The sequence below is a fragment of the Phycisphaerales bacterium genome (assembly GCA_016716475.1).
Taxonomy (GTDB): Bacteria; Planctomycetota; Phycisphaerae; order UBA1845; family Fen-1342; genus JADJWG01.
Genome location: JADJWG010000001.1, coordinates 180,594 through 206,837 on the forward strand (window position 1 = coordinate 180,594; position 26,244 = coordinate 206,837).

At 63.5% G+C, this 26,244-nt stretch carries 28 protein-coding genes, 2 tRNA genes and 2 rRNA genes; 16 read left to right on the forward strand and 16 right to left on the reverse strand.

The genetic code is table 11. From position 1 onward, the window contains the following. Positions 1–7: 7 nt before the first annotated feature. The 5 genes from nadD to IPM18_00780 all read right to left on the reverse strand — a co-directional run bounded on the left by nadD (position 8) and on the right by IPM18_00780 (position 4,489). The gene (gene nadD / locus IPM18_00760) at positions 8–634 is read right to left on the reverse strand and encodes a nicotinate (nicotinamide) nucleotide adenylyltransferase (GenBank protein ID MBK9118129.1); all 627 of its coding nucleotides are present in this window, start codon (positions 632–634) and stop codon (positions 8–10) included. A gap of 151 nt (positions 635–785) precedes the next feature. Beyond that, positions 786–1,742 carry a sigma-70 family RNA polymerase sigma factor gene (locus tag IPM18_00765; protein MBK9118130.1) on the reverse strand — a complete coding sequence of 319 codons (957 nt, stop codon included), beginning with the start codon at positions 1,740–1,742 and terminating at the stop codon, positions 786–788. A 410-nt stretch (positions 1,743–2,152) separates the two neighbouring features. Beyond that, entirely contained in the window at positions 2,153–3,358 is a 1,206-nt protein-coding gene (locus IPM18_00770) for a DNA polymerase III subunit (protein MBK9118131.1), read from the reverse strand. Then, positions 3,345–4,022, reverse strand: a complete 678-nt coding sequence (gene tmk, locus IPM18_00775) for a dTMP kinase (GenBank protein ID MBK9118132.1) — start codon at positions 4,020–4,022, stop codon at positions 3,345–3,347. Before tmk ends, IPM18_00770 begins: the two co-directional genes overlap by 14 nt. A 50-nt stretch (positions 4,023–4,072) precedes the next feature. After that, positions 4,073–4,489 carry a hypothetical protein gene (locus IPM18_00780; protein MBK9118133.1) on the reverse strand — a complete coding sequence of 139 codons (417 nt, stop codon included), beginning with the start codon at positions 4,487–4,489 and terminating at the stop codon, positions 4,073–4,075. Between the two features lie 279 nt (positions 4,490–4,768). Between IPM18_00780 and IPM18_00785 the strand changes: the two genes are divergently transcribed. The 5 genes from IPM18_00785 to IPM18_00805 all read left to right on the forward strand — a co-directional run bounded on the left by IPM18_00785 (position 4,769) and on the right by IPM18_00805 (position 8,371). After that, positions 4,769–5,227, forward strand: coding sequence for a transcriptional repressor (locus IPM18_00785; GenBank protein MBK9118134.1), 459 nt, complete (start codon positions 4,769–4,771; stop codon positions 5,225–5,227). 105 nt (positions 5,228–5,332) lie between these two features. Further along, a complete protein-coding gene (locus IPM18_00790) occupies positions 5,333–5,635 on the forward strand; it encodes a CopG family transcriptional regulator (GenBank protein MBK9118135.1) in 303 nt (100 codons plus the stop codon). A 29-nt stretch (positions 5,636–5,664) separates the two neighbouring features. Next, positions 5,665–6,648 carry a zinc ABC transporter substrate-binding protein gene (locus IPM18_00795; protein ID MBK9118136.1) on the forward strand — a complete coding sequence of 328 codons (984 nt, stop codon included), beginning with the start codon at positions 5,665–5,667 and terminating at the stop codon, positions 6,646–6,648. 31 nt (positions 6,649–6,679) lie between these two features. Beyond that, positions 6,680–7,486, forward strand: coding sequence for an ABC transporter ATP-binding protein (locus IPM18_00800; protein ID MBK9118137.1), 807 nt, complete (start codon positions 6,680–6,682; stop codon positions 7,484–7,486). A gap of 24 nt (positions 7,487–7,510) precedes the next feature. Next, positions 7,511–8,371, forward strand: coding sequence for a metal ABC transporter permease (locus tag IPM18_00805; GenBank protein MBK9118138.1), 861 nt, complete (start codon positions 7,511–7,513; stop codon positions 8,369–8,371). A 164-nt stretch (positions 8,372–8,535) separates the two neighbouring features. Here IPM18_00805 and IPM18_00810 read toward each other — a convergent pair whose 3' ends face one another. Together IPM18_00810 and IPM18_00815 are read right to left on the reverse strand one after the other, a co-directional pair. After that, positions 8,536–8,862 (reverse strand): transposase domain-containing protein, encoded by a 327-nt coding sequence (locus IPM18_00810; GenBank protein ID MBK9118139.1) that lies wholly within the window; start codon positions 8,860–8,862, stop codon positions 8,536–8,538. Positions 8,863–9,019: 157 nt separating this feature from the next. After that, complete coding sequence (locus IPM18_00815) at positions 9,020–9,295, reverse strand: transposase (GenBank protein MBK9118140.1); 276 nt, start codon at positions 9,293–9,295, stop codon at positions 9,020–9,022. 133 nt (positions 9,296–9,428) lie between these two features. On the opposite strand from IPM18_00815, the gene IPM18_00820 reads away from it, so the two are divergent. The 7 genes from IPM18_00820 to IPM18_00850 all read left to right on the forward strand — a co-directional run bounded on the left by IPM18_00820 (position 9,429) and on the right by IPM18_00850 (position 14,761). Continuing rightward, a complete protein-coding gene (locus IPM18_00820) occupies positions 9,429–9,896 on the forward strand; it encodes a winged helix-turn-helix transcriptional regulator (GenBank protein ID MBK9118141.1) in 468 nt (155 codons plus the stop codon). Between the two features lie 206 nt (positions 9,897–10,102). Further along, positions 10,103–11,623, forward strand: a complete 1,521-nt coding sequence (locus IPM18_00825; GenBank protein MBK9118142.1) for a recombinase family protein — start codon at positions 10,103–10,105, stop codon at positions 11,621–11,623. A 2-nt stretch (positions 11,624–11,625) separates the two neighbouring features. Beyond that, the gene (locus IPM18_00830) at positions 11,626–12,042 is read left to right on the forward strand and encodes a ParB N-terminal domain-containing protein (GenBank protein MBK9118143.1); all 417 of its coding nucleotides are present in this window, start codon (positions 11,626–11,628) and stop codon (positions 12,040–12,042) included. A gap of 87 nt (positions 12,043–12,129) precedes the next feature. Continuing rightward, on the forward strand, positions 12,130–12,519 hold the full coding sequence (locus IPM18_00835) for a hypothetical protein (protein MBK9118144.1): 390 nt from the start codon (positions 12,130–12,132) through the stop codon (positions 12,517–12,519). A gap of 15 nt (positions 12,520–12,534) precedes the next feature. Further along, positions 12,535–13,374, forward strand: coding sequence for a ParB N-terminal domain-containing protein (locus tag IPM18_00840; protein MBK9118145.1), 840 nt, complete (start codon positions 12,535–12,537; stop codon positions 13,372–13,374). 2 nt (positions 13,375–13,376) lie between these two features. Continuing rightward, positions 13,377–14,207 carry a hypothetical protein gene (locus IPM18_00845; GenBank protein MBK9118146.1) on the forward strand — a complete coding sequence of 277 codons (831 nt, stop codon included), beginning with the start codon at positions 13,377–13,379 and terminating at the stop codon, positions 14,205–14,207. A 353-nt stretch (positions 14,208–14,560) separates the two neighbouring features. Beyond that, on the forward strand, positions 14,561–14,761 hold the full coding sequence (locus IPM18_00850; GenBank protein ID MBK9118147.1) for a hypothetical protein: 201 nt from the start codon (positions 14,561–14,563) through the stop codon (positions 14,759–14,761). Positions 14,762–14,878: 117 nt separating this feature from the next. Here the strand turns inward: IPM18_00850 and IPM18_00855 are convergent, their stop codons facing one another. Further along, positions 14,879–15,580: an SOS response-associated peptidase gene (locus IPM18_00855; protein MBK9118148.1), complete on the reverse strand. Its 702-nt coding sequence runs from the start codon at positions 15,578–15,580 to the stop codon at positions 14,879–14,881. 20 nt (positions 15,581–15,600) lie between these two features. On the opposite strand from IPM18_00855, the gene IPM18_00860 reads away from it, so the two are divergent. The 4 genes from IPM18_00860 (at position 15,601) to IPM18_00875 (ending at position 17,615) form a co-directional block, all read left to right on the forward strand. After that, a complete protein-coding gene (locus tag IPM18_00860; GenBank protein ID MBK9118149.1) occupies positions 15,601–15,756 on the forward strand; it encodes a hypothetical protein in 156 nt (51 codons plus the stop codon). A gap of 133 nt (positions 15,757–15,889) precedes the next feature. Then, positions 15,890–16,240: a hypothetical protein gene (locus tag IPM18_00865; protein ID MBK9118150.1), complete on the forward strand. Its 351-nt coding sequence runs from the start codon at positions 15,890–15,892 to the stop codon at positions 16,238–16,240. Then, positions 16,213–16,449, forward strand: a complete 237-nt coding sequence (locus tag IPM18_00870; protein ID MBK9118151.1) for a hypothetical protein — start codon at positions 16,213–16,215, stop codon at positions 16,447–16,449. Before IPM18_00865 ends, IPM18_00870 begins: the two co-directional genes overlap by 28 nt. Before the next feature lie 188 nt (positions 16,450–16,637). Next, positions 16,638–17,615 carry a hypothetical protein gene (locus IPM18_00875; protein MBK9118152.1) on the forward strand — a complete coding sequence of 326 codons (978 nt, stop codon included), beginning with the start codon at positions 16,638–16,640 and terminating at the stop codon, positions 17,613–17,615. Here the strand turns inward: IPM18_00875 and IPM18_00880 are convergent. The 8 genes from IPM18_00880 to IPM18_00915 all read right to left on the reverse strand — a co-directional run bounded on the left by IPM18_00880 (position 17,612) and on the right by IPM18_00915 (position 26,032). Next, positions 17,612–18,091: a hypothetical protein gene (locus IPM18_00880; GenBank protein MBK9118153.1), complete on the reverse strand. Its 480-nt coding sequence runs from the start codon at positions 18,089–18,091 to the stop codon at positions 17,612–17,614. The genes IPM18_00875 and IPM18_00880 overlap by 4 nt on opposite strands. Positions 18,092–18,393: 302 nt before the next feature. Continuing rightward, on the reverse strand, positions 18,394–19,584 hold the full coding sequence (locus IPM18_00885; protein MBK9118154.1) for a hypothetical protein: 1,191 nt from the start codon (positions 19,582–19,584) through the stop codon (positions 18,394–18,396). A 662-nt stretch (positions 19,585–20,246) separates the two neighbouring features. Next, a complete protein-coding gene (locus tag IPM18_00890) occupies positions 20,247–21,458 on the reverse strand; it encodes an aminotransferase class I/II-fold pyridoxal phosphate-dependent enzyme (GenBank protein MBK9118155.1) in 1,212 nt (403 codons plus the stop codon). Positions 21,459–21,465: 7 nt separating this feature from the next. Beyond that, entirely contained in the window at positions 21,466–22,254 is a 789-nt protein-coding gene (locus tag IPM18_00895) for an alpha/beta fold hydrolase (protein MBK9118156.1), read from the reverse strand. Between the two features lie 82 nt (positions 22,255–22,336). Next, positions 22,337–22,445, reverse strand: a 5S ribosomal RNA gene (gene rrf, locus IPM18_00900). Positions 22,446–22,598: 153 nt separating this feature from the next. Then, positions 22,599–25,431, reverse strand: a 23S ribosomal RNA gene (locus IPM18_00905). 294 nt (positions 25,432–25,725) lie between these two features. Further along, positions 25,726–25,798: transfer RNA gene (locus IPM18_00910), tRNA-Ala, on the reverse strand. 160 nt (positions 25,799–25,958) lie between these two features. Further along, positions 25,959–26,032: transfer RNA gene (locus IPM18_00915), tRNA-Ile, on the reverse strand. Positions 26,033–26,244 lie beyond the last annotated feature (212 nt).

Genomic DNA, 26,244 nt, shown 5'->3' on the forward strand with positions numbered 1-26,244 from the left:
GTGGGACTCAGCCCGCCCCGTCGGCAGCGTACAAGGCGTGAGCGGCGATGTAATCGGCCACCGCTTCCGGGACGAGGTAGCGGATACTCCGTCCGGCCCGCACGCGTGCGCGGATCTCGGTCGCGGAAATGTCGATCTGGGGCCCGGGCACGATGTGGGCGAGCAACCGGGCCACCTGAGCCGCGGTAAAGCGGGCCTCCAATTCACCGGCCGCGGGCGGCACGAAACCCGGCCGGGCGGCCGTCACGAGCGTGCAGGCGTCCGCAAGTTCATCCGCCCGATACCAGGTGTCCAGTTCGCACAGACTGTCGAGCCCCAGGAGCCAGGACAATTCCACCCGTGACCCAAGCGCTGCCTGGAAGTGCTGCACCGTGTGGAGCGTGTAGTTCGTGCCGGTTTGCTTCGTCTCCCAGTCACTCACCGCGAAGAGCGACTCATCCTTGGTCGCCGCCTGGCACATCGCGACACGGTCGGCCGCGGTGGCCAGGTTCCGGGCTTGCTTGTGGGGTGGCGTGGCACAGGGAATGAGCAGGACACGCCCGTGGCCCAGGGCCTCGGCGACGTGCCGCGCCACAATCAGGTGCCCGTGGTGCACGGGATCGAACGAACCACCAAAGAGCAGCAGGCGTTCCACGACGGCATGTCCTTCCGGGGCCCGTTGGGCACCTATGGACATTGTTGCCGCGGCCCGCGGCCCGCGAAAGCGGAAACGCACCACCCGATTCCCGGCCGGGATCTGCAGCACACCCACCGGCGCCCCCGACGGGTGTCGGGGGCCAGGCGGGTTACGCGAAGGCCGCCTGTTCCAGCGCCAGACGCAGTTTGCCCAGCGCCTTGTTCTGGATCTGACGCACACGCTCCTTCGTCACACCGATCATCGAGCCGACCTGCTCCAAAGTCTTCGCCTTGCGCGTGTCCGCATCGCTATCGAGCGCAAAGCGTGCGAGAATGACGGTCCGTTCCACCTCGCTGAGCAGCGCGTCGTTGTGCTGCAGAATGGCGCGGAGTTCCTGCACGCAGTCATTTTCCGTCGCGATCCGCGACCGCTCCATCAGGTCGCTGCGCTCCAGCGCGGGATCAAACTCCGTCGGAAACCGCAACCGGTGCCGCGCCGCCCGCGACGCCACGCGTGAAAAGCTCTTCAAAATCGCCCGGCAGGCATACGTGCTGAAGCGGTAGCCCCTGGCACTGTCGAACTTGTCCACCGCGCGCATCAGTGCGAGATTGCCCTCACTGATCAGATCCGTCACGTCCACGCCGGTGATCCGCGTGCGTTTCGCCATAGCTAGTACGAGCGGCAGATTCTCACGCACGATCTCGCCGCGCACTTCGACCACTGCCCCGTACCAGTGCAGCACATCTCGCACGCCATCCGCCGTGAGTCGCCGGCCGGCAAAGCCCTCCAATACCCCAAACAGCTTCTTCCGGCAGTAGTTGAATCTCAGGAAGAGGAACGTCTCGCGCTCGAGATTCGTGATGATCTCACCAGCGCCGTCGAGTCCGTAGACCCCGCTGTCGTCGTTCCGAGCGGCCGGAAGCGGCCGCAACAGCAGGTTGTCTCCTTCGGGCCCCTGTAACAGCGGGTGGCCGACAAACTCAATCGATTCACTCAGGACATGCTTGAGGAGCCGCAGTTCGCCCGGCGTCAGCGTCTGCTGCACGGCGTTGGCCGGCAGCTTGGCCAGGGGCTTGAGCTTCCGCAGGTTGCTGCTACTCACCGCTTCCGCGTCACGTGGAGGCATCGCTTCACCCATCCGATCCCATGCGGGTCCGACCTCGCAGCGGGGCGCAGCGAAGCAGGTGCCAGCATGCGTGTCCGCACGGCGCACGCCATCCCAGCGTCGCGCAATGCCTTCGGTTCTCGGAATCGGGCGCCCGGTCGGAGATCCCAGCTACAACAACCGAGCGCTTCTGCGTTGGGGAGCTGGGGGAAGTATACGCTTCGTCAAATGACCCGGCAAGAAATTCCGGCACACGCGCACGGTGAGCAATAAAACCCCGTCAGCGACTGGAGTCCCCCCCGTTTTTTCACGCGATCCGGCAAGTACTGTGGAAATCCACTGTTTTTACCCCGGCAAACGTCCGCCAACTTCGGCCGTATCCAGCATTTTCGGCCCTGGAAGACAACGCTTTCAGCAGGACCGCTCGGCAGCTAGACACTTGGGACCTGTGCCTCACCCCGTAACACCACCCCGAGCCGTTCGCACGCCAATTGCGGCGCCACATTCCGATCTACCATCAACTCCGCCTCGTTGACGCCCTCGATCACCTGCTGTAAACGCTCCTTCGAGCCCTCGGCAAGGCGGCCGCTCAACTCCACGAGACCCGGCAAGACGCGTAGCTCCGCCGCACCGGCGGCCGTGCAGAGCCCATCCCGGTAGACCGCTGCTACCAGCGCCAGCACCAGCTTGAGTCCGCTCCGGAGCACATCCGTCGACGTTTTCTCACCGCCCTTTCGCGAACCGGTGCGCTCTTCGCTGTCCGGAGTACTATCCTCGGCCTCGTCTTCGCCTTCAGGGGTCAGTTCCACTGCGGTAGCCCCCTGCTCAACCTCCACTTGCTGCTGTAACGCCGCCCCCAGTTCCGTCGCCACGGCCAGCAGCCGCTTCGCGAAAACCTCCGGCCGCTCCTGCGTCGCATCGGCGACCGCCGCCCCCACCGCCGTCACTGCCGCCAGCAATCCCGCAGCATGCCACCGCAATCCGACGCCCAGCCGCCCGCCACACAACCGGGCCAACGACAGAGCTTCATCTGATGCGAGCCCTAGTCGCCGCACGAACTCCTCCGCCACGTACGCCTGCGGCAACAGATCGAAGGGCACTTGCTGGCAACGCGACCGAATCGTCGCCAGCAGGCGGCTCGCGGACGTTGTCAGCAGGATCAGGCAGGCCGCTCCCGGCGGTTCCTCCAGTGTCTTCAGCAGCGCGTTTTCCGCGTGCTCGTTCATCAACTCGGCTTCGCAAATCAGGAACACCCGCCGCCGACTCTGGCTCGGTTTCAGTGTCGCCGGGGTCAGAAGAAACTCCCGGATGACTTCGATCCCGAGACCAAGCCCCTTCTTCCGCCGCACGGCCGGATCCGAATGCACCTTGTGCAGCCGCCGGTGGATCAGGTGGAAGTCGGGGTGATTGCCACTGGCCAGCATCCGGCACGAGACACAGGTGCCGCAGGCATCCCCATCGGCCGCGAGTCCGTCCGCGAGGCACAGCAGCCGCGCGACGAGCACGCGCGCCGTCAGTTCCTTCCCCACGCCCTCCGGCCCCGCAAAGAGGTAGGCGTGATGTGTACGTCCGCTGGCGAGGGCGCGCCGCAGGATAGATACCGCCCGGTCCTGGTGACAAACATCAGCCCAGCGCACGGCACACCGCCTGTTCCACATCCGCCCAGACAGCCGCTTCGTCACGCTGTCCGTCAATGATCACCACCGGCGCCGGGTACAACCGCGGCAACTCGAGAAACAGCTCCCGAACGCGCCGGTGGTACTCCAGCGGCCGGCGCTCCATCGCATCGGCCGTCGCCCCTTCGAAAATGCTGAGCTGTCCCACATCCCCGCGGCGCGCGACGTGATGCGGCTTCCGCCCCGTCCTCCCGAAACCAATCTCCGGCGGCACATCCAGCACGATGGTCAAATCCGGCCAGGTATCCTCTACCGCCAACCGACCCAGGGCGACGATATCCCCCGCCGGCACGCCGATCGCACCCTGGTACGCACAGGTCGCCGAGATAAAACGGTCACACACCACCGTTTCACCGGCCTGCAACGCCGGCCGTACGATCTCCGCCAGCAATTGCGCCCGTGAGGCCATGAAGAGAAGGGCCTCACAACGCGGGTCCATCTGGCTGAGGTCGAAGCCCAACAGCACGTGCCGAATACGGTCGCCGATCTCCGTTCCGCCGGGATCGCGGGCCCGCCGCGGCGTGCCCCCCTGGGTACCGACCCAGCGGGCCAGCCGATCAAGCTGCGTGCCTTTTCCGGAGCCATCCGGACCGTCGATCACGAGAAACTTGCCGCCGAGGTTCATGGCTCGGACGTTATTCCAAAGCAGCCGTTGCGGCAACGGGGGCCGAGGGCTCAGGTGCGCGTGCGGTCTTCGGCTTGATCAAGGGCCCGCAATACGCGTTCGATGTCTTTCCCGAACATTCGCGTGATCTTGAGGGAGCGCCGGATGTGGGCCATCGTCTCCGGGGTACAGCACGGGTTCTCGATCAGGTTCAGCAGTGCATCCGCTCGATCGGAACTGAACCCGATCGGCATGATTGTGTTCACGAGATAGATCTGCTCGTGCGGCAGCAAGTCCGGCTGCCGTGCGATGCGTTTCAGCAGGTCCAGACGCTGGTTGGGGAATTCGATGATGAACGCCGCCGATTCGATCCGTTGCATGGTGGGCGTATCGGGCCCGAGTGGTCGGCAACCTACCCCCAGGACCAACAGCGTCATCGCCACCACGACACAGCCGACGCGTTTCGCTGAGAAGGCGTACGTGCGCATGCTCGCTCCCACGTGCCCGGTGGGCCTGACCACGACGAAACCCGAACCACCCGGTCACTGCCCCTGTTATACCGCTCCGAAACGTTCCCGGTGGCAGTCCTGCACCGATCGGATCACGCCACGGGCTCCCGCCAAGTCCCGCGCGCAAACCCGTTTTCAATCATAGCAATCACCTTTTGAAAAAAGGAGAATATGACCCGTTTAGTGGACACGGGTGCAATTCTGCGACCATACTGAGAGTGGCTTAGCAATTCTGGTCCGGATCCTCAGGAGCCCCCGGTGCCTGTCCGCAACACCACCCAGCGCCGCATCATCCGCGAGATCTTCAAGCGCGCCACGCGTCCCTTGTCGACGCAGGAGGTCCTGGCGGAGGCCCAGCGTGTGCGGTCCAGCTTGGGCATCGCCACGGTCTACCGGACCCTGAAATTGCTGACACAAGAGAATTGGCTTCGCATTGTACGGTTGCCGGGAGTTTCACCCCGGTACGAGCTGGCAACCACCCGGAACCAGCACCATTTCTTCTGCAAGGATTGCCAGCGCGCATTCCGGACGGTCTGCCGGGCCGACCTCCTCACCGACGTTGTTCCGAGCGGCTTCGTGGTCGAGGATCACAACATCGTCCTCTACGGTCGCTGCGATGAATGCTGTCAAAGCGCTGCCCATCCACGACCCGGCGAACAGGCGACCTATTCGACCCCAGGAACCTCGCCCAGCCCTATCCGGACAGCCGCTCAGTAGTGATCCACCGGCCCCCCCCGCTGTAGAAATTCGCTGGTATAATCGTAATACTGTGTAATACAATGTTCGTGCGGCCAGGATTCGGCCGCCGGACGAGGAATCACTATGCCTTCCCCGCACCATCAGAAAGAAGCGGTGATTACCTTCAAGGCCGACAGCGCGTTGCTCGACGCCCTGAAGAACATTCCCAACCGCTCGGAGTTTATCCGCGAAGCGATCCTCGCCGCGCTCGACAATAGTTGTCCGCTCTGTCACGGCTCCGGGGTGCTGACACCGAATCAGAAGCGGCACTGGGACTCATTCACCGAAACGCACAAGCTCCGCGAGTGTGGGGACTGCCACGAGATTCACCTCGTCTGCCCCGGCACCACGGAACCCGACACCACCGTCACCCACGGTACACCGTGACTGACCACCCTGCACTGGAGAAAGCCATCGTGGAATCCATTCGAACACTGGCAGGATGGGCCGCCGGCTGGGCAACGCTGCTCGCGCTGAGCGCACCGGTCCCAGGACACGCGCAGGACACAACCCGCCCCGCCCGGCTGAAGGTGGCGGTCACCATTGCCCCGCAGGCGTACTTCGTGGAACGTATCGGCGGCGAACATGTCGAGGTCACCGTCGTCGTCGGCCCGGGCCAATCCCCGCACGCGTACGAGCCGACGCCGCGCCAAGTCGCCGCACTCGAAGCTTCGCAGCTCTATTTCACAATCGGCATCGAGGTCGAACGGGCGTTGGTGCCGAAGCTCAGGGGCATGTTCAAGAACATGGAGTTCGTGGATACACGCCGCGGTATCGCCCTGCGACGCATGACGGCCGCCGAACTGCATGCCGACTGCGACCACGGGCACGAGCAGGCCCCGCGCGGCCGGCATGAGCACGGCGACGGGGCGGTGCACGATCACTTCAGCGGCGCACCCGATCCCCATATCTGGATGAATCCGCGGCTGGTGAAGATTCAGGCGCAGACGATCACGGAAGCCCTGAGCGCCGCGGACGGGGCGCGGGCGGAATTGTATAAACTGAATCTGGCCGCCTTCGAGCGTGACCTCGATGCCGTGCATGCTGAGATCGCCGCGGTGCTGCAACCGTTCAAGGGGCGAGAGGTCTTCGTCTTCCACCCGGCGTACGGATACTTCCTGGACGAGTTCGGACTGAAGCAGGTGCCCGTCGAGGTGGATGGCAAGCAACCGTCCTCGCGGCAGCTTGCGATGCTGATTGACCGGGCCCGCGCGGCGGGCGTCAAGGTGATCTTCGTGGAACCGCAGTTTTCACCGCGTTCGGCCAAGGCCGTGGCGGACGCCATTGACGGTGTCGTCGTTACACTGGACCCACTTGCGCGCGACTACCTGGTGAATTTGCGGAGCATCACGCTGAAGATCCGCGACAAGTTTGAGTCCCCCGTGGTGGAAAAGGATTAGGTGCCCCGCACACGTGAGCGACACCGCCGCGATGGCAGGATGCACCGGAGACCACCCCGCCGTGGAAAGGACCAGTCCCCTGGTGACTGCAGCACCGGTCGTCAAATTACAAAACGTTTCGTTTGCTTACGGCGCCGTGCCGGTCGTGCAGGATGTTTCGTTCGCGCTCGCGCCGGGAGACTTCGCCTGTATCGTCGGCCCCAACGGCGGCGGCAAGACCACCCTGCTGCGCCTCATGCTGGGTTTGCTGCAACCGCAAAGCGGCGCGGTGCATCTGTTCGGGCGGCCACCAATCGCGGCGCGGCGACGCATCGGCTACATGCCGCAATACACGCAACTCGATCCACAGTTCCCCGCCCTTGTACGCGATGTGGTCCGCATGGGCCTGCTGCACAACTGGCACCTGGGACCGTTCTTCGGACGGGCGGTGGCCCGCGCGGACGAAGCCCTGCGCGAGGTCGGAATGGCTGAGTTCGCGCGGCGACCTTTTGCAGCGCTTTCCGGCGGCCAGCGACAGCGTGTCCTGATCGCCCGGGCCCTCGCCTGCAACCCCGAGCTGCTGCTGCTCGACGAGCCGACCGCGAATCTCGATCCGCTCGTGCAGGACGACATGACCCAGTTGCTGACCCAGCTCAACCGGCGGCTGACGATCGTGCTCGTATCGCACGACGTGGGCTTCGTCGCCCGGCATGTACGCACGGTGATCTGCGTCAACCGCACGGCGGTTCTGCACCGGGCGGAGGAAGTCACCGGTGATTCCATCCGGGCGCTCTATGGCCCGGGGGTGCAGCTCGTGCATCACTATCATGCGGACCACGACCACGGCCACCGGCATTAATCTCAGCAGGAAAGGCCCCCGGGCATGCTGGAATTCTTCGAACACCTGCCGAGATACGCCTTCCTGCAAACGGCGCTGTTAAGCGGCCTGCTCGCCAGCGTGGCGTGCGGGATCATCGGCAGCTACGTGGTGGTACGGCGCATTTCCTACATGGCCGGCGGCATCGCGCACTGCATTCTCGGGGGGCTCGGGGCCGCGTACTACCTGCAGGTTACGCAGGGCTGGGAATGGCTGAACCCGCTCTACGGCGCTTTCGTAGCCGCGCTCCTTGCGGCGGCGATCATCGGATTCGTCAGCATGCGGGCCCGGCAGCGGGAGGACACGGTGATCGGGGCCCTCTGGGCCGTGGGCATGGCGATCGGTGTCGTATTCATGGCGCTGACGCCGGGCTACCAGCAGGATCTGACCAACTACCTTTTTGGCAGCGCGCTGCTGGTACAGAAGTCCGACCTGTGGCTGCTAGTCGGGCTCGACGTACTGGTCGTCGGCGTCGGGCTGCTGTTTTACCAGCAGTTCAAGGCCGTATGCTTCGACGAGGAATTCGCCCGCTTGCGCGGGATCAATGTCGAGACCTACTACATCACTTTGCTGATGTTGACGGCCGTGACGGTCGTACTCCTGACCACCGTGGTGGGCGTCGTGCTCGTGATCGCCCTGCTGACGCTACCAGCCGCGATCGCGGGACACTTTGTGCGGACGCTCGGGCAGCTCATGGTCCTCGCAACACTGCTGTGCATGGGGCTGACGACAACGGGGCTCGCGGTCAGCTATGTGCCCGACCTACCGCCGGGGGCGACGACGATCCTGCTGGCCGGCGCACTGTACCTGGTAGTGGTGGTTGCATTCCGAGTGTGGCCGCGACGCCGGGTGCCCGTCCGAGCGTAGCCAGCCGCCGCAACATTCGGGCTTATGCAGCGCTGTGCGCACCGCACGTCACAGCCGGGGACTGAGCCGGTCACTCGCGGAAGGCGCGTGGCCCTCTCACGACGCATGGAACAACGTGTCCGTTGGACGAACCGCGCCCCGGCTGTCGGCGACGGAGTTGGCGGTCAGGGTTGTGCGGGGGATGATGATGCGGGTGGGGTGGCTGACGTTTTCTTCCAATGGTCCGGCAGCCAGTCGTCCAGCCGGCTGACAGGCGTGTCGGGGAGGTTGGCGAGGAACTGCGTGAGGTAGGCCTGCGGGTTGATGTCGTGCCGGCGGCAGGTGCTGGTGAGCGTGCTGAGGATCGCGGCCGTCTCGCCGCCGCGGGGCGAGCCCGCGAAGAGCGCGTTCTTCCGCAGCAACGCGATCCGCTTTATCTGCTGCTCTGCCAGGCACAGCCAGTTCCGCGTCTGAGTCGCACGGTCCAGCTGTGCCAGCGACGGCAGGTGCATCACAGGTCCACCTGCCCAGGAGCGGGTCTCCGTGGCCACGCTCCAGCGCCGCGACCAGCGCCAACAGCGTCGACCGATCAAATCCCGGCTGCACTACAATGTGGTATCCACCCGACAGACGCACTTCGAGGGTGGCGCCCGCCACCGACACACGGTCCTAGCTGTTCCGCGCACCGACCGGCGCAACCACCCGCACCTCGGCAAAGGTCATGGCGTCGCTCCGCTGCGCGTCTGCGTCCCGCAACTCCCGCCGCCAGGCATAGAACGAGGACGGCGGCACCCGCACCCGGCGGCAATACGCCGCCACCGACAACCCGCTCGCGGCCTGACCGCGCACAAGCTCACGCCAGCGTACGGCCGCGTCTGATTTCCTCGCCTTGCTCATGACCCCCAGCATGACATGCCGAAAACCCGGCGCGTAGATGCGGGTCATTCAGCGGACACGTTTGGATGACGCTGGCGCCTGCCGGGCGGCTAGACGCATTCCGGGCCACCGACATGCCGCGCGCCATTGTGGTGCATCTGGGCCGGGACGCCGACCGGAGCCGCCCGCTTTGGAGGCCGCCATGAACGCTGACAAGCTCCAACGTCTCGCCGTGCTGTCGACGCAACTGGCCGAAACGCTCATGACCGCCGCAATCTGCGCCAACGAAATTCGCGCGCTGGTCCGTGGCGAACTCGACGCACAGGCCGCTCGCGGGCGACGTCTGCCAACGAACGAGCCGCAGAGCGCCGCGCGCCCGCTCGTCGACGATTCCACGTTCACGGTGTCGTGGGGCGGCAGGACCTGTCCGCTGCGGCACACGGTTCTCTTCCGCTTGGCGGCGCGCCTGGCCCGACATCCGAACCAGTATATCTCCGCCGACCAGCTCCTCCATGATGTCTGGGAGCAGGGGGTCAAATCCGGGGACACGATTCGCAGCGCCGTTCATCGACTACGGCAGCGCTTCGACCGCGCGGGGATGCACGATCTGGCGGCTGCGATCCACGGCACCGGCGGCCGGTATGGGCTGATTCTGAACGGTCGCGAGTGACCGGAATGGCACGCAAATGGCACACAATTGCACCCCGGGATAGCACAACCGCCAGGTAGGGTAACGCCGGTTCGGACCTTTACAGGGCGAACAGCGGATCGGCCAAGAGCGCGGCGACGTTTTCCCCGATGCTCGATCACACGCGGGCGGCGCCCGCGAACAGAGTAGCAGCAACAGCGCGATGCCGCGCGTGCAGCGAGGTATGCATGTCGGAACAAGCAGCAAGCAGTCGACTGCCGTGGTGGGTACGCCCCGAAGCGCCGGGCGCGGCGCCAGTCCCACGCTTTCGTGCGGTGGCCTACTACCGACATTCCGCCCAGGACCGGCAGGAGAATTCCGTCGCCATCCAGCAGGAGCAGGTGCAGCAGTGGGCGCGGGAGAACAGCGTCGAGATCGTGCACGACTTCGCCGATCGCGGCAAATCCGGCCTGACCGCAGAGGGGCGCGACGGCTTCAACGACATGATGGAGAATTGGGTCAAGGCCCGTCACGATTTTGACTTCGTGCTGTGCCTCGACGTGAGCCGCTGGGGCCGCTTCCAGGACATCGACCTGTCGGCGACCTACAGCGCCGAGTGCAAGCGTCACGGCAAGCAGGTGATTTATACAACGCTGGGCAAGCCCAAGCCGAACGACCATTTCTATCAGGTCTGCGTCCAGTTCGAGCGGTTCCGCGCGGCGCAGTACAGCAAGGAGCTGAGCGACAAGGTCTTCCGCGGCTGCGTCAAGATCAGCGAGCAGGGCTACTGGGCCGGTGGCAAGCCCCCGTACGCGCTGCGACGCCTGTTGCTGGACGAGGTGCGGCACCCTGTGCAGACGCTGGCGCCGGGGCAGCGCAAGAGCATTCAGAACCAGCGCGTGACGCTAGCCCCCGGTGAGCAACTCCACGTCGCGACGGTGCAGCGCATCTTTCGCGAGTTCACACAGACGTTGCGGAGCATGCAGGTCATCGCCGAGCAGCTGAACCGCGACGGCGTGCGCTCGCCGGGCGGCGGCCAGTGGGACCGCGGGAAGGTCCGCCACATCCTGCTAAACGAGCTCTACGTCGGCACGCTCATCTACAACCGCACCACGCAGAAACTGAAGACGCCCACGCGGCATAACCCCAAAGACCGATGGATCAAGTCGCCCGGCGCGCTCGATCCCCTGGTGGAGCGCGGGATTTTTGACGAGGCGCAGCGCTTACTCGCGCAGGCCACCCTGCGCTACACGCCGGAGTACATGCTGGACCGGCTGCGAAATGTCCTCACGGAGCACGCGCAGGTGCGGCCGGCGCTGCTGCGGGCGGCGCCCAACACGCCGGCGGCGACGACGTACGCAAAGCACTTTTCATCTCTGGATGCGGCCTACCAGCAAGTCTTCGGTGACGCGCTGCGAGCCGTGAAGGAGGATGTAGAAGCCCAGCTGCGCCGCCTGGTCACCCAGGTCGAGGCCTACGATGATTTCCTCGTGCTCAACGGCCGGTTCACCGTCCTGATCCAACCCTCCATGCCCGTGCCGCATGGCTACAGCCACTACTGGTACTTTCGCCCGGACGCACGGGCGGTCGTGGATATCACGCTGGGGGTGCCGGTGTCCGGCCCGCAGGGTCCTGAGATCCTCGGCTATCTGGCCCTGCCGCGGTTGCTGGTCGAGCGCCGCGGCATTCGGCTGTTCAGTACTTCGGAGGCACGGCTCGACCTGTACGGCCACCGTGGCTTGGACGTGATCTTCCAGCTTGCGAGATGAACATGGACGCCAGCCCCGCCATTTTGCTGATGAAAGACCGCCGCCGGGAGCTGATCCCGATCGACAAGATCAAGGTGATCAACTCGCGAAACCGCGACGAGAAGCAGTTCTCCATGAACATCCAGAGCATCGAGGCCAACGGCCAGCTCAAGGACATTCGCGTGAACGACAAGTTCCTCGCCAAGACCGGCCGCTACGAGCTGATCTGCGGCGAAGGGCGGCTCATCGCCCACCAGCGCCTCAGCCGCACGTACATTCGGGCGGAGATCGTCACCTGCACGCGCAAGCAGGCGTATTTGGAGTCGCTGGTCGAGAACCTGGCGCGGAGCCGGCCGGGCACGATGGAGTTTGCCCGCGAGCTGAAGCGGCTGCATGACGAAGGCTGGAGCTTTGAGCAGATCGCCCAAGTCGCCTGTTGATCGGTCGAGTACATCCGGCAGTACATCCAGCTGGTGGAGAACGGCGAGGAGCGTCTGATTGTGGGGGTGGAGCAGGAAGTGTTCCCCATGTCGTTCGCGGTGCTGGTGGCCAGCACGGAGGACGCCGCCATCCAGAACGTGCTGATGGATGCGTTCGACCGCGGCATCGTGAACTGCCAGAATTTCGGCAAGGCCCGAGCGATCATCAACTCACGTCTGGACCGCCGGCGCAAGGAGGGCCACAACGGCAACGCCGAATACACCGTGACGACTCTGGCGAGCGAAATCGCGCACGCCACGCAGGCAAAAGAGTCCTACGTGCGCGAGGCGCAGGACAAGGAGTCGCGACTGTTTGTGCTGCTGGACGGCCTGGCGCAGCTGTGGAAGGATGCCGCCCTGGTCGAGCTGCTCCAGGCCGAGGGGCTCAGCGAGCGTCCCGAATTGGCAGGGACCTACGCCGGGGTCGGCGCGCAGTGAAGCCGAGGATCGCCCATGGACATGACACCCGCCCGCGACATCCCCATCATCCGACTCCGGCCGCTGCGCGAACGTAAGGTCACGCAGCGGGAGTTCGACCGCATTCGCGTCAGCATCAAGGCGATCGGCCTGATCGAGCCGTTGCTCGTCTACCCCGAAGGGGAGGACTTCGTCATCATCGACGGCGCGCAGCGCTATCGCGCCCTGCTGGAAATGGGCGTCGAAGTCGTGCCCTGCATCCTGGCCGAACGCCGGGAAGCATTCACCGGCAATCGTATGGTGAATCGCGTTTCGCCGATCCAGGAACATCGGATGATCGAGAAGTCGCTCGAGGAGTTGGACGAGCAGTCCATCGCCGCGGCGCTCGGGATCGGCACCATCACCCATCGCATCAAGAAGACGCTGCTCAAGCAACTGCACCCGGAAGTGGCCACCGCGTACGACGCGGGGACGATCACGCGCACGTGCGCGATGGAGCTCACGCACGTCAAGCCGGCCCGGCAGCACGAGATCCTGACGGCCATGTACGGCTACAAGGACTTCAGCGTCGCGTTTGCGCGGAGTCTGATACTGAAGACGCCCCCGGGGCAGCGGGACACGCGGCGTCGCCACAAGCACAATCCCTGGGTCAAGGCGTCCCAGCGCAAGAGTGACCTGCTGAAGAAGCTCACTGACGCGGAACAGAAGCACGATTTCTACTCGCGGCTCTACAAGCAGTACACCGTGGACCTGCTGCGGCTGGCGATCTACGCCCGATCGCTGCTGACGAACGCGGTGGTGCGCGCACACCTGGATCAGCACCATGCGCCGCTCGTCGCGCGCTTCGAGGCGATTATTGCGGACGCACGAGGGTAGCTATGGAGACTTGGACGCGCGAACGTGTCATCCGGGAGTTGCTGGCCCACGAAGCGCGCGGCCGCCGGCTCTCTTCCAACGATGTGGAGACCAAGCTGTACCAGGCCGCCGGGCGGCTGTTCGGTTCGTGGCACCACGCCCTGTTGGCGGCGGGCATCTCCCCCGCGCGCGTGCGGGCGCTGGTGCGTTGGCCGCGCGAGAAGATCCTCGCCGTCATCGTGGCCATTGCGCATCAAAGCCGGCGCCTGGGGCAGGACGAACTGCGGCGCCGGCATGGCGGCTTGATGAAGGCGGCCGAGCGCGAGTTTGGCAGCTGGCCCAAGGCCGTGGCGACCGCTGGCGTGACGCTCGTGGTACAGAAGCGCACCCCGCCCTGGACGCGCGAATCGGTCATCCAGGCGATCTTGGAGCGCTCGCTGAAGAACGCGCCACTGGGCAGTACGACGGTACAGCCGCCGTCGCTCGCGGCGGCCGCCAAGCGGGTTTTTGGCACGTGGCGCGCCGCGCTGGAGTCCGCCGGCATCCGAACGCCGGCGCCGCGCGCGGCGGCAGTGCCCGCACGATCCGCCGAAACCGGCGCTGGAGCGCCAGACCCAGCGGCCCGGCAGCGCTGGACGGCGCAGATTGTGGTCGACGCTTTGCTAGCGCGCCTCCGCGACGGAAAGAAGATGAACGCCTTGGCCGTCTACGCCGAGCATCCGGGGCTCTATCGGGCCGCCCTACGAAACTTCGCCAACTGGCGCAACGCGCTGGCCAGCGCCGGCCTGAACCCGGAGGAGTTTTGGCGCGGCGCTACCGCGCCGTCGGAGACGGAGCCCTCAGCGAGGCCATAACGTGAGTTGGCAGTCTCTGCGAAAGTGCGAAATACAGCATTTTGAGACTGGCCAAGTTCGCGTGTGCAAAGGAGTTGCGCGCCAAAGTCTCAAAGTCTCAGACTTTTTGACCTGTGGGCCCTGAGCCAGAGCATGGGAAGACGCGCAGGTTCGGGCTCGTCTCGGGCGAGTACTGCGAGTCGCCCACCGGTACGAGTGTCATGTTTATCCGCCGGGTTTCTCAGAAACGAGTTTGCCTGGTGGGGAATTTCGCCGGGCTTCGCGACGCGTTTGAATGCCGGGCACGGGCTGACCGTCTGTTCTGTCGAAGGCGGACCACGATGGGCGCGGTCCGGGCGACAAGAGGTGCTCCCATGACCACGTATCTGTTACACGTCGATCTGGAGGACATTCGCGAACGGCTGTCCCGGTGCCTGCGGTGCTCACTGGGTCTCGCAGATACGCGGAGCATCCTGCGAAGCGCTGGCTTTGTGGAGTGCTCGCTGGGGTGGCTGACTTATGATGTGCGGCCGCTGATGATTACGTTTCATCGGCAGGGCCTTGGGAAGGTGTAGGAACCGCCCGCGACACCTCTGCCGGGTGGAAGCACCATCCAGGTCGATCGCACCAGGTGCGAGATGAATGTCCGACTGGCCAGCACCAATCAAACCCGCAGGGAGTTGACGATCGCTTCAGCCGACCGGCTCGATACAGGAAGGATCGTTGTTCCGCGGGTTACCCACCTGCGAGCCCACCGGGTAGGCGACCAGCCCCGCTTCGGGTAACGGCTTCAACAGCGGCTCGAGTAGCCGTACATCCTGTTCAGCGGGATCCAGCCACAGCGCGAAGTGCTCCGGCGGGAGGATCACGGGCATGCGATCGTGCAGTGGTCGAAGCAGCGCGTTCGCCTCGGTTGTCAGAATCGAACAGGATTCAATCACTTCGCCAACGGACGATTGCCAGCGCTCCCACAATCCGGCGAGGGGCAAAAGGCCCCCGTCGAGGCGGCAGATGTAGTAGGGCTGTTTGCGCTGCCCCCGCGCGCCCACCCTTGAAGCAACCGGCTGCCACTCATAGAAACCGGTGCAGGGGATCAGGCAGCGACGCGCGCGCAGTGCAGCGCGAAACGAAGGTTTCTGCGCCGCGGTCTCGGACCGGGCGTTGATCATGCGGTTGCCGACCATCGGATCACGGGCCCAGCTTGGAACCAACCCCCAGCGCACCTGATGCAGCTCCCGGCCCACACCCTGCTTGATGATGCGTATGACAGGCACGTCCTGCGAAGGGGCAATGTTGAAACGGGGCGGCAACGCGACTTGGTGCGCACCCGGGGCTATATCGAAAACTTCGACCAGTTCCCGCTCGCTGCAGATCAACGTGTATCGGCCGCACATGGATTGGATTATGCCGTACTTTGTACTTGACCGCGATGGTCGAAGCGACTCCCCTTGTGGCCGCGATCCCCGAGGTCCGGCCACTGTCGAAGACCGATCCCGAGGCCGTCACCGAGATGACCCACTGGCTCGACAGCCACACCAAGCCGGCGGGGAATGGGCATGCCGCGGCATAGCCGGTGGGTGGGAGTTCGCTCAAGCGGCGGGTGACGGTTTGAGCCATTGAATGCTGTCACCCCCGCCATCTCACGTGGTGCCGCTTGACGTCGACACTGCGCACGCAAGAATGCAGTCAATCGAGGTTTAACGATGGCGCTTGAGCGAAGAGAGCATACCGAAGAGCCGGAAACGCTACGTTACGCATCGAGAGCCGAGCGGCTATGGACCCCCTTTCAGGCCAGCGTCACGCTCGTTTGTGCGGCCGCGTGGTTGCTCCTGGGGTTGTCGACCGCTGACATGCTCTACCGCATTCCCGGCAAGCGCTATTTGTTCGGCGCGACGATGGACATGCTTGGGATGGCTGCAGCGCTTGCGTCACCGGTGATTCTCGGGGGCTCGCTGTTCACTCGCGAGAGGGCGATCATCACTGCTGCTGCCAGCCTGGTTGTACTCGCGGTGATATGGACCGTGCGGTGCGTCATTCTCCTGACGTATTTGTGATTGTGAACTTCAACACATGGCACCGCGCCCGTCTCACCAAGCGGCTCAGAGAACCATGGCTTGCCTTATCGGCTTGCGCGCCTCATGGGGCATGGGGCGATGCCAAAGCCGCAGTAGCGCTGCGGATCAGCACCGAACAGCTTGAGGTCGGCGCCCAGCGCATGACAATCTACAGCTTCCCGGGAATCGAGGAGCGTGGGCTCGATTGACCACGAGTCCGCCGGCGCACATGACCGCCTCTCATTTCCATGCCCGACAAGATCTGACGCCACGTCGCCACTCCTGCGATTCTGCTCGCCGTCGAGTTACCGCCTGTACGGCGGCATGAGCCCCTGACCACACCGTTTCGTTTGCGCTTCTCACAACGTGTAACCCGTTACCTGAATGGAGGACACCCATGTCCACTCTCACCGCGCCTGCCCCACAGGATCACCCCGTCGCCAACAACGGCGACCAGCCCATCCACCTCTTCCAGCTGGGATGCCTGTTCGTCATCCGCACCTCGTACTGGTCCTGCCGCATCGGCAACGAGCCCCAGGACTTTCACCTCGCACCCCATGAGCTCGAGCGCAAGGCAATCGCCTCGCTCGGCTCCAAGGAACTCATCGACCCCGCGAAGGGCCGCAAGCTCTTCCAGCAGCTCGAAAAGCAGGCCCGCCACCAGCTCGCGAAGTACTCCCGGCCGTTCCCCGCGGCCGGTGCCCACTTCGTGCCCTGGGAGCACGTGCCCGAGCTGATCGACCGGCTCACGGCCCTCAAGACCGCGTTCGAGCAGGCGGTCGAGGAGTTCCTCGCCCAGTACCCCGATCTCCGCTCCGAGTGGCAGCTCCGGCATCCCGACGTGCCCGATGCCGCCTACCCGCCGGCCGCGGCCCTGCGCCGCAAGTTCGCCTTCGACTGGCACACCTTCAAGGTGGCCGGGGCGGCCAGCGCGCTCGCCGTCGACGACATCGAGGCCGAGTTGGCCCGCCGCAAGCTGCGCAGCGAGCAGTTCGCCCAGATGAAGCAGAATCTGACGCGCGAGTGCCGGCAGTTCGCGGCCGACTACGTGCTCGCGTTCCGGCAGGAAGTCGCGGCCTTCTGCGACCAGGTGATCGACGCCGGCGGCCAGGTGCACGGCAAGACGCTGCAGGCCATCCGCCGGAAGATCGAGCACTTCCACGCGATGAACATTTTTGGCGACGGCGAGACGGCCGCGCAGCTCGGCGAGCTGAAGAGCCAGCTCTTCGGCCTGACCGGAGAAACCCTCAAGGAGCAGCCGGACCTGGCGCAGAAGCTCAGCGCGGCGTGCACGGCGCTCAAGCGGGAATTGCTCGACCCGGGCAGCGTGTCGGCGCTGACCGGGCGGCTGAAGCGGCGGGTGGTACTGGATTAGTGCGGTTGTTCCTGATCCAGGATTCCGTCCAGCAGCGCTGCGGACTGTGGAGTCAGCCGACGCACTGCCCGTAGCGTCTGCTGGTCGAGCAAATCAGCGTCGCGGTCCCTGAAAGCTAACGGCACCATGCTGTTATCTGTACGAGCGAATCGAAGGCGGCGAACCAGCTCAATCGGCACGAACCGATCGAGCCTCACAGTCGTCGCCGAACCTGGGACTGCGAGACAGTGCTCGTCTGCGTCCCATGGGTCATAATCAAGCAGCTCACACGCCTCGTCATAATTGACGATTCGGGCAACTTGCATCCGACCGATGATCCGTAAGCGGCCTCGCAGGATGTTAACGACGTACACATAGTCCCCTGGCGCCACATGCTTGTGCGCGAAATCGTTACCCGCGGTGTGATGGAGCGGACGCCCAGCCTGCTGAAACTCGCACGTGGCCGTATTCCAGTAGTGCGTGAAATAGTCCGGCACACCAGATCCTCCTCTACAGCCTCCAGTGGCTTACCAGACCAGCATGATACCACCCTCTGCAAGGAGGTTCCCCCATGTCCCATTACGTCGAATGCACCCCCGGCTTCAAGGACCGCGCGGCCCTGATCGAAGCCCTCGTCGCGGTCGGCTTCGACCGCTTGCAGATCGAGATTCACGAGCAGGCCGTGCCGCTGTACAGCTACCTCGACGACCAGCCGTGGCAGACGTGGGGTTCCAAGGCGGATTCGGCATTCTACATCAACCACGGGTGGGGTCCGCTACTTCACTGCGGTGTAGTGCTACTACCGAGCGCTCCCTCCGAAACAGAGTTGCAGCACACCGATTTCGGCCAGATCCACGTCCCCATCCTGGAAGAAGTCGCACCGCTCACACTCCGGGCCAACCGTGACGTCCGGCCCAAGCACGCACGCCATGAGCAGCCCGGCATCACCAAAGTCGATAGCGCCGCTCTCGTCGAGGTCTGCCAAGGAACAGCCCACCGCAATGACAACACCATCCAACGTTGCGTTCGGATCCATTGCCACAACATCGGCCATCAGCAGGATGTACCCAAGACCGCCATGGGCGCCACTCGAGAAGTAGAACGGATCGTTCGGAACCGGCTCTGTGCTCAAACCGCCGCCTGCGCCGCCACGCGCCTCGAATTGGGCCGTGTCGGCGATGACGATTGCGGCGCCGTAGATCTCCACATGACCCCCGGAACCGCCGCCACCCGGTCCCCCGTGGGCGAAGACATTCGCAAACGCCCACGACCCGTGCCCGCCGTTTGCCCGTAGCGTACCCGTGACGGTCACCGTGCCGGGCGACGAGATCTGCAAGGCCCCACCCGCCCCGCCGCCCCCCCCACCAGGAATATCCACTCCAAAGAATAACCGCCCACCCCCACCGCCACCGCCGGAACCACCCCCGCCGGTCCACCCCGGCGCCATTGACGGCCGCACCACCGCCGGTCCGCCGGGGGCCGGGTTGGAGCCGGTGCGTGATGTGGCCCTGAGGCCCGCCGTAGCCATGCCGCCACCGCCTCCGGCGTTACCCTGATTGGTCGTCACCGGCCCTCCGCCACCGCCTGCCGGACCTGCTCCGGCTGTACCGGCCGCATTCGGACTACCCGGCCCGCCCCACCACCCGCCCGGTCCCGGGCTCAGGTCAAAGTTGGCACCCGAAAGATCGATGGTCCCCTCGATCAGGACGTCGCCGGTCGCCGCGAAAAACACCGGTGTGTTCAGCGTGTTGCGGGCGAAGCGGATGGTGACGCCTGGTGGAATATGGATCGTCGTAAAGTTGAACACGCCATCCGGGGCGACGTTGTCGAGCACGATCGTCTGGCTGCCCGTGGGCGCGAATGGTCCATCTGAACCATCCGAGATGACCAAGTCGGCGAAACCGCTCGGACTGACACAGAGGAACAGCAGGATCCATGCGGTCCGGCGGCCCAGTTGCTGCGTACAAGGATGCTGACGAGACGATGACATGGCTTCTCTCCTTCAGTCCGAAGACTGACTTTCCAGGCCGCTTGACAGGCACCTTCCGCAATCCGCCTGGTGCAGGTGGCTCTGCGGCCTGTCTTATCTCAACCGTAAATGTGCTGGCAATGGCCCGCTGGTTGTCAGCAGCACAATGAACGGGGAGATGTGCCACACAGTTCGCGAAGTCCGCGAAGTTCATGAAGTTCACGACGCCTTCACCCTCCAGGTTGTCGGGGTAGTGTTGTTCCGACCGCTTGAAGCCCATGCTGATCGTGTGACCCGCCACGCACGCGCCAGAGCTGGAGTTCGACTCCGGCATGTCGCACTGAACCCCCGGGCACAGTCTTTCCATGCAAGGGAGGAATCGCCATGCACACCACCATCCGCTGCTGCCGCCCCCCAGCCACCCACCAGCCCGGGTACCAGGACTACCACAGACCCGGCCGCGCTCCGGGTTTGTGACATCCGCATCTTTTTGCCCCTTATTTGTCCGAGCATTTTTCACGCTCCGACGCACGACCTCCCCCGCCTACGGTCCCATGCCGGCCTGCCCCCCGATGCATGCATCATAAAGCTGCGCGGCGCATCGACGGAAGCACAATTTCGCTGATTTACGGTCCGTCGCCCGTGAACCTGTGGCCGGCGGCCTCGAATCTGAGAACTGCCGACTACTGCCAGCGCGCCGCGAGCCCCGCCATGTGGTCGAACGCCAGGTGCAATTGCTCCTCGGGCGGCAGGAATACGACCCGCAAGTGTCGCGTGCCGGGTCGCTGACCGAAACCACTGCCCGGCACCAGCACCACGCCCGTCTGTCGAATCAACTCGGCCACGAACTCATCATCCGAGACATCCAGATTCAGCCGCGGAAACGCATAGAAAGCGCCGCCCGGCCGCACACACGAAATCCCCGGAATGGCGTTCAGCCGGGCGCAGGTGATGTCGCGGCGGCGCGCCAGCTTCGCGCGGACCTCTTGACCATACGCCGCCGGGGTCGCGAGGGCCGGAGCGATTGCGTACTGCTCGGCATGATTGGCACACAGTCGGGCGCGCTCCATCTTACGAATGGCCTCACAATAGTCCCCGACCTCCGCCGCCGGCCCGCTGACCAGCCCCCAGCCGAGCCGAAACCCGGGGCAGCAGTAGGCCTTGGAGAGGCCGTTGAACGTGACAACTTTGGCGTCGTCGCGTAGTGCCGCAGTGGGGACGTGCGGCTCACCGTCCAGCACGAGCTGGTCATAGATCTCATCGGAAAGCAATACCAGGTTGTGCCGCACAGCCAGTTCGACGATGCGCTCCAGGGCACTCCGCGTATACGATGCGCCGGTCGGATTGTTCGGGTTGATCAGCACGATCGCGCGCGTACGGGTATCGATCTTCTCGGCCATGTCCTCAACACAAGGCGCCCAGTCGCGCTCTTCATCCAGGAAGTACGGCCGATTCTCCGCTTCGAGCTTGGCAAGCAGGGCCGTATACAGCGGGTAACCGGGGGTCGGAGTCAGAACGTTCTCGCCACGATTGACCAGCGCACTGAGCGCGAGCTCAATCGCCTCACTGCTGCCGTTTGTAATGAAAGCGTGCTGTACCCCGCGCATCCCCCGGGCGCAGGCGTCAGCCCGCAGCGCTTCGAGCGCTTCCGGAATCCCCGATGATGGCGCGTAGCCGTTCCGGTTATCGCGCAGTGCACGACAGACTGCTTCTACCACGGCCTCCGGCGGTGCGAAGTCGTGTGCATTGGGGTCCCCGATATTCAGGTACAACATCGGCTTGCCGGATCGCCGCACCTCTTCCGCCAAGACCGCAATATCCCGGACCGCATAGCGGATATTTCCTGTTCGCACGGCCGGCCGAACAGGCCCCTCGACTGCCACGCTGGGTAGCATCGCACACTCATCGCCCTGGTAAGGCATCGAGCCACTCCTGCAGGACACCTGCAAACCGCTCGGGTTGTTCTATCGGCGGCAGGTGCCCTGCCGCCTCGATCTCGACAAACGTGGCACCTGGGATCGCCCGCGCCATTTCGTGCCCGATCACCGGTGGCGTCACGATGTCCTCCGCACCGAAGACCACGAGGGTCGGCACAGCAAGTGTGGCAAGCAGGCCGGCGTAGTCCCGGCGCGCAGCGATTGCACGTACGGCCGCAGCCACTCCCCTCGGATGGGTCGCCGCCATGCGCGCCCGCCACTCCGTTCGTAATTTTTCAGAAGCGCCGGGAGCGAAAAGTCGGCCAGCCATCTCCCCGGCTAGCTCCTCCACGCCCTCGTTCAAAACGCGATCGGCAAGCGTCTCGCGCTGTTGGCGGCCTTCCTGCGTCTCCTCAAGATACCGGCAATCGACCAGCACCAGCCCGCGCAATCGTTCCCGATGGCGGGTAGCGAGCTCCAACGCAATGATGCCGCCCAGGGAGAGGCCGCAAACTACAACCGGCTCACGCCCTACACACCCCTGCAGCACCGCGATGAGATCGTCGGCGTACTGCTCGATGGAAGCTTGCTCGGAGACTGCACTGGCCCCGTGTCCGCGGAGATCGGGAAGAATCGCCCGATAACCTTGCAACCATCGGACAGTCGGCTGCCAGAACTCTCCGCACAACGGGAAGCCATGAATAAAGAGAACGGGCATTCCCTGCCCGTGCTCGACCACCGACAGTTCGATCCCGTCCCCAGCCCGTACCCGCATAGAAGTCTCCGCGATTGAGACGCATACGACTTTCAGCGCATAAAGGTGGCCCGGTGCTCCGTGTGGAACACCGGGCCCAAAAAGCCGGCAATCACCTACTCTCGCCCGATCAGGACTACCATCGGCCGTGCGGACTTAACTGCTGAGTTCGGAATGGGATCAGGTGTGGCCCCGCACGTATGCTCACCGGCAGATCATGTGCACACCGTACGGATAGGATCCGTCGGTGCGATTGCACGCCAGTTCACAAGGTTGGGTTTCGTCAGGTCGCGCACCGTTCTCTCTCGGTGCCTGCATGTGCCGCCGAACGCGTGTGCGTGCGGTGGACACAGCAATTCATAAATGCGGTCAAGCCCTCGACCGTTAGTACCGGTTAGCTGAGGACATCTCTGCCCTTACACATCCGGCCTATCAACCTGGTCGTCTTCCAGGGGTCTTCAGCTCACCCGAAGGGAGCACTGAGTCCTCATCTCAGGGACGGCTTCACGCTTAGATGCTTTCAGCGTTTATCCAATCCATGCTTAGCTACCCTGCTGTGCCGCTAGCGCGACAACAGGTACACCAGAGGCATGTACCACCCAATCCTCTCGTACTAGAGTGATGGCCCTTCAAGACTCATACGCCCACAGCAGATAGGGACCGACCTGGCTCACGCCGGTCTGAACCCAGCTCGCGTACCGCTTTAATCGGCGAACAGCCGAACCCTTGGGACCGCCTACAGCCCCAGGATGCGATGGGCCGACATCGAGGTGCCAAACGACTACGCCGCTATGGACGCTCGGTAGTCATCAGCCTGTTATCCCCGGAGTACCTTTTATCAGTTGAGCGATAACCCTTCCACACGGGATTACCGGATCACTAGGGCCTGCTTTCGCATCTGTTTGAGGTTTTTCTCTCACAGTTAAGCCGGCTTCTGCCCTTACACTCTGCGCACGATTGCCAACCGTGCTGAGCCGACCTTTGCACTCCTCCGTTACTCTTTGGGAGGAGACCGCCCCAGTCAAACTACCCACCTAGCACTGTCCCGCGCCCGGATTCACGGGTCGCGGTGAGGTAGCTAATAGCACAAGGGTGGTATTTCAACGATGGCTCCCCGACGGCCGAAACCGCCGGATCAACGCCTCCCACCTATCCTACGCATGTGATATCAGTTACCAATACCAGGCTATAGTAAAGGTTCACGGGGTCTTTCCGTCTTGCTGCGGGTACACGGTATCTTCACCGCGACTTCAATTTCACCGAGTCGGTCCTTGAGACACTGCTCCAGTGATTACGCCGTTCATGCACGTCGGAACTTACCCGACAAGGAACTTCGCTACCTTAGGACCGTCATAGTTACGGCCGCCGTTAACCGGGGCTTCGGTTGCAAGCTTCACCTTGCGGATGACCTGCTTCCTTAACCTTCCGGCACCGAGCAGGCGTCAGTCTGTATACGTCCTCTTTACGAGTTAGCACAGACCTGTGTTTTTGATAAACAGTTCCCAGAGCCGTTTCTCTGCGCCCTTCTCTTACGAGGGAGGGCCCCCTTATCGCGAACTTACGGGGTCAAATTGCCTAGTTCCTTAAGGACCGTTCTCTCGAGCGCCGTTAGGATACTCTCCTCGCCCACCTGTGTCAGTTTTGGTACGGATCCGCATTTTGTCCACGACGGCTTTTCTCGGTCGTTCCGTTGCGTGCTCTGGCAACCAAGCGGCCTCACCCTTGCGGGCACCCTCTATTCTCGTAGTGGGCCACGCTCTAGAACGACGTCCCCGTCGCTTCGACCTCATACGGAGTGCAGGAATATTAACCTGCTGCCCATCGTCTACGCCTTTCGGCCTCGACTAAGGATCCGACTAACCCTGGGCGGAATTACCTTCCCCAGGAAACCTTGGGCTTACGGCGAGAGGGATTCTCACCCTCTTTATCGTTACTCATACCGGCATTCTCACTACCACAGGCCGACACCACTCCTGACGGTATGGCTTGTATCTCCTGTGGTACGCTCCCCTACCGCTCCTTACGGAGCCCGCAGCTTCGGCGCTAGGCTTAGTCCCGATCATTATCGGTGCCCATCCTCTCGACCAGTAAGCTATTACGCACTTTTTAAATGGTGGCTGCTTCTAAGCCAACATCCTGGCTGTCACGGAAGACGGACTTCCTTATGCACTCAGCATAGCTTTGGGGCCTTAGCTGGCGATGTGGGTTGTTTCCCTTTTGACTACGAACGTTAGCGCCCGCAGTCTCACTCCCGGGATAGTCACCGTGGTATTCGGAGTTTGATTGGAGGAGGTACCCGGTGAGGGCCCTCGTTCCATTCAGTAGCTCTACCCCCACGGTGTAGTGGCCCGAGGCTGTCCCAAAAGACATTTCGGGGAGAACCAGATATCTCCAGGTTTGATTAGACTTTTACTCCTCCCCACAGCTCATGCCAAAACTTTTCAACGTTTACGGCTTCGGTCCTCCAGGACGTTTTACCGTCCCTTCAACCTGGCCATGGGTAGATCACCTGGTTTCGGGTCTACCGCATGCGACTAGACGCCCTATTCAGACTCGCTTTCGCTGTGGCTACGTGCCGGAAGCACTTAACCTTGCCGCATACGGTAACTCGCCGGTCCATTATGCAAAAGGTACGCAGTCAGCCGTCCCGAAGGAATCGGCCTCCTACAGCTTGTAGGTGCATGGTTTCAGGTACTTTTAACTCCCCTAGAAGGGGTGCTTTTCACCTTTCAGTCGCCTTACTTGTTCTCTATCGGTCGTGCAGGAGTACTTAGCCTTGCAGGGTGGGCCCCGCATGTTCAGTCAGAGTTTCACGGCATCCGACCTACTCGATCGCCGTCGCTCGCTGGCCGCTTACAGGACTGTCACCTTCTGTGGTCGACCGTTCCAGATCGTTCAGCTCGGCTTACGACGACTCATGGGCTAGTCCGCTTTCGCTCGCCGCTACTCACGGAGTCTCGGTTGATTTCCTTTCCTCCAGGTACTGAGATGTTTCAGTTCTCTGGGTTCGCTCCGTACGGCCTATGCATTCAGCCGCAGGTGACTCCATCTGCTTGCGCAGTGAAGCCGGGTTGCCCCATTCGGAAATCTCCGGATCAATGCCTGTTTGGCGGCTCCCCGGAGCTTATCGCAGCCTACAACGTCCTTCATCGCCTCTGCACGCCTAGGCATCCACCATACACCCTTAGTAGCTTGACCACATTTATGAATGGCTGTGGCCAGCACCCTGTCCCAGGCCGGAACGACTTCCGACAGCGGGACAGATATTCAGAGAGAACGAAATGAATCCTTATTCCGCACGCCTCCGGTTACCCGGAAACGCACAGAACCGACTCTTCTTCCGTCCGGTTCGATACCTGACGAATTAACCCAACCTATGAACTTGTCAAACAACAACCGGCCGCTCTCGCCACCGGCTCGCCGCTTTCGCGGGCTTCCGGACACCCAGCAGGTGCCAGGAAGCTCACGCCCCCACTTTCTCGATCCTCGCACTGGAGCCGACCGGGATCGAACCGGCAACCTCCGCGTTGCAAACGCGGCGCTCTCCCGATTGAGCTACGGCCCCGGGGAACACGCTGACCAGGCCACGCCTAGTCACATCCACCGCGGCCTCAGGTCCCGCCGCCGCGCCCCATGCGCCACACGAGGAACCCGATAATAGCTACCACTGCCACCGTCTGCAATACCGCGAAGAGGTCTTCCACGCTGACCATCCACGGCTCGCATGGGCCCGCCAGGATTCGAACCTGGGACCTCGTCCTTATCAGGGACGCGCTCTAACCAACTGAGCTACGAGCCCTTTCGGCGCCTTGCCCCGTTGCCAGCAGCGGCCGGCCGCCAGAGCCCGACGTGCGTCCCACACCAAGCCCGTTCTGACTCGCCGGGCAGTACTCCTCACCGCTTCCAGTTCCGAGCGGTGAGCTGCGTACTGTAGCATGCTCTCGTCGGCTGTCAACGCCTGCGAAAACCATTTCTATGGAAAATTTCGCACCCCCGCCTTCTACGCCCGTC

What these genes read in the sequence shown, in the direction of transcription:
- IPM18_00845 (MBK9118146.1), top strand. Translation starts at nt 13,377, where the DNA reads ATGGAGACTTGGACGCGCGAACGTGTCATCCGGGAGTTGCTGGCCCAC.
- IPM18_00820 (MBK9118141.1), top strand. Translation starts at nt 9,429, where the DNA reads ATGAACGCTGACAAGCTCCAACGTCTCGCCGTGCTGTCGACGCAACTG.
- IPM18_00865 (MBK9118150.1), top strand. Translation starts at nt 15,890, where the DNA reads ATGGCGCTTGAGCGAAGAGAGCATACCGAAGAGCCGGAAACGCTACGT.
- IPM18_00765 (MBK9118130.1), bottom strand. Translation starts at nt 1,742, where the DNA reads ATGCCTCCACGTGACGCGGAAGCGGTGAGTAGCAGCAACCTGCGGAAG.
- IPM18_00815 (MBK9118140.1), bottom strand. Translation starts at nt 9,295, where the DNA reads ATGACCCGCATCTACGCGCCGGGTTTTCGGCATGTCATGCTGGGGGTC.
- tmk (MBK9118132.1), bottom strand. Translation starts at nt 4,022, where the DNA reads ATGAACCTCGGCGGCAAGTTTCTCGTGATCGACGGTCCGGATGGCTCC.
- IPM18_00835 (MBK9118144.1), top strand. Translation starts at nt 12,130, where the DNA reads ATGTCGTTCGCGGTGCTGGTGGCCAGCACGGAGGACGCCGCCATCCAG.
- IPM18_00800 (MBK9118137.1), top strand. Translation starts at nt 6,680, where the DNA reads ATGGCAGGATGCACCGGAGACCACCCCGCCGTGGAAAGGACCAGTCCC.
- IPM18_00850 (MBK9118147.1), top strand. Translation starts at nt 14,561, where the DNA reads ATGACCACGTATCTGTTACACGTCGATCTGGAGGACATTCGCGAACGG.
- IPM18_00830 (MBK9118143.1), top strand. Translation starts at nt 11,626, where the DNA reads ATGGACGCCAGCCCCGCCATTTTGCTGATGAAAGACCGCCGCCGGGAG.
- IPM18_00875 (MBK9118152.1), top strand. Translation starts at nt 16,638, where the DNA reads ATGTCCACTCTCACCGCGCCTGCCCCACAGGATCACCCCGTCGCCAAC.
- IPM18_00840 (MBK9118145.1), top strand. Translation starts at nt 12,535, where the DNA reads ATGGACATGACACCCGCCCGCGACATCCCCATCATCCGACTCCGGCCG.
- IPM18_00810 (MBK9118139.1), bottom strand. Translation starts at nt 8,862, where the DNA reads ATGCACCTGCCGTCGCTGGCACAGCTGGACCGTGCGACTCAGACGCGG.
- IPM18_00890 (MBK9118155.1), bottom strand. Translation starts at nt 21,458, where the DNA reads ATGCTACCCAGCGTGGCAGTCGAGGGGCCTGTTCGGCCGGCCGTGCGA.
- IPM18_00825 (MBK9118142.1), top strand. Translation starts at nt 10,103, where the DNA reads ATGTCGGAACAAGCAGCAAGCAGTCGACTGCCGTGGTGGGTACGCCCC.
- IPM18_00790 (MBK9118135.1), top strand. Translation starts at nt 5,333, where the DNA reads ATGCCTTCCCCGCACCATCAGAAAGAAGCGGTGATTACCTTCAAGGCC.
- IPM18_00855 (MBK9118148.1), bottom strand. Translation starts at nt 15,580, where the DNA reads ATGTGCGGCCGATACACGTTGATCTGCAGCGAGCGGGAACTGGTCGAA.
- IPM18_00895 (MBK9118156.1), bottom strand. Translation starts at nt 22,254, where the DNA reads ATGCGGGTACGGGCTGGGGACGGGATCGAACTGTCGGTGGTCGAGCAC.
- IPM18_00805 (MBK9118138.1), top strand. Translation starts at nt 7,511, where the DNA reads ATGCTGGAATTCTTCGAACACCTGCCGAGATACGCCTTCCTGCAAACG.
- IPM18_00780 (MBK9118133.1), bottom strand. Translation starts at nt 4,489, where the DNA reads ATGCGCACGTACGCCTTCTCAGCGAAACGCGTCGGCTGTGTCGTGGTG.
- IPM18_00885 (MBK9118154.1), bottom strand. Translation starts at nt 19,584, where the DNA reads ATGTCATCGTCTCGTCAGCATCCTTGTACGCAGCAACTGGGCCGCCGG.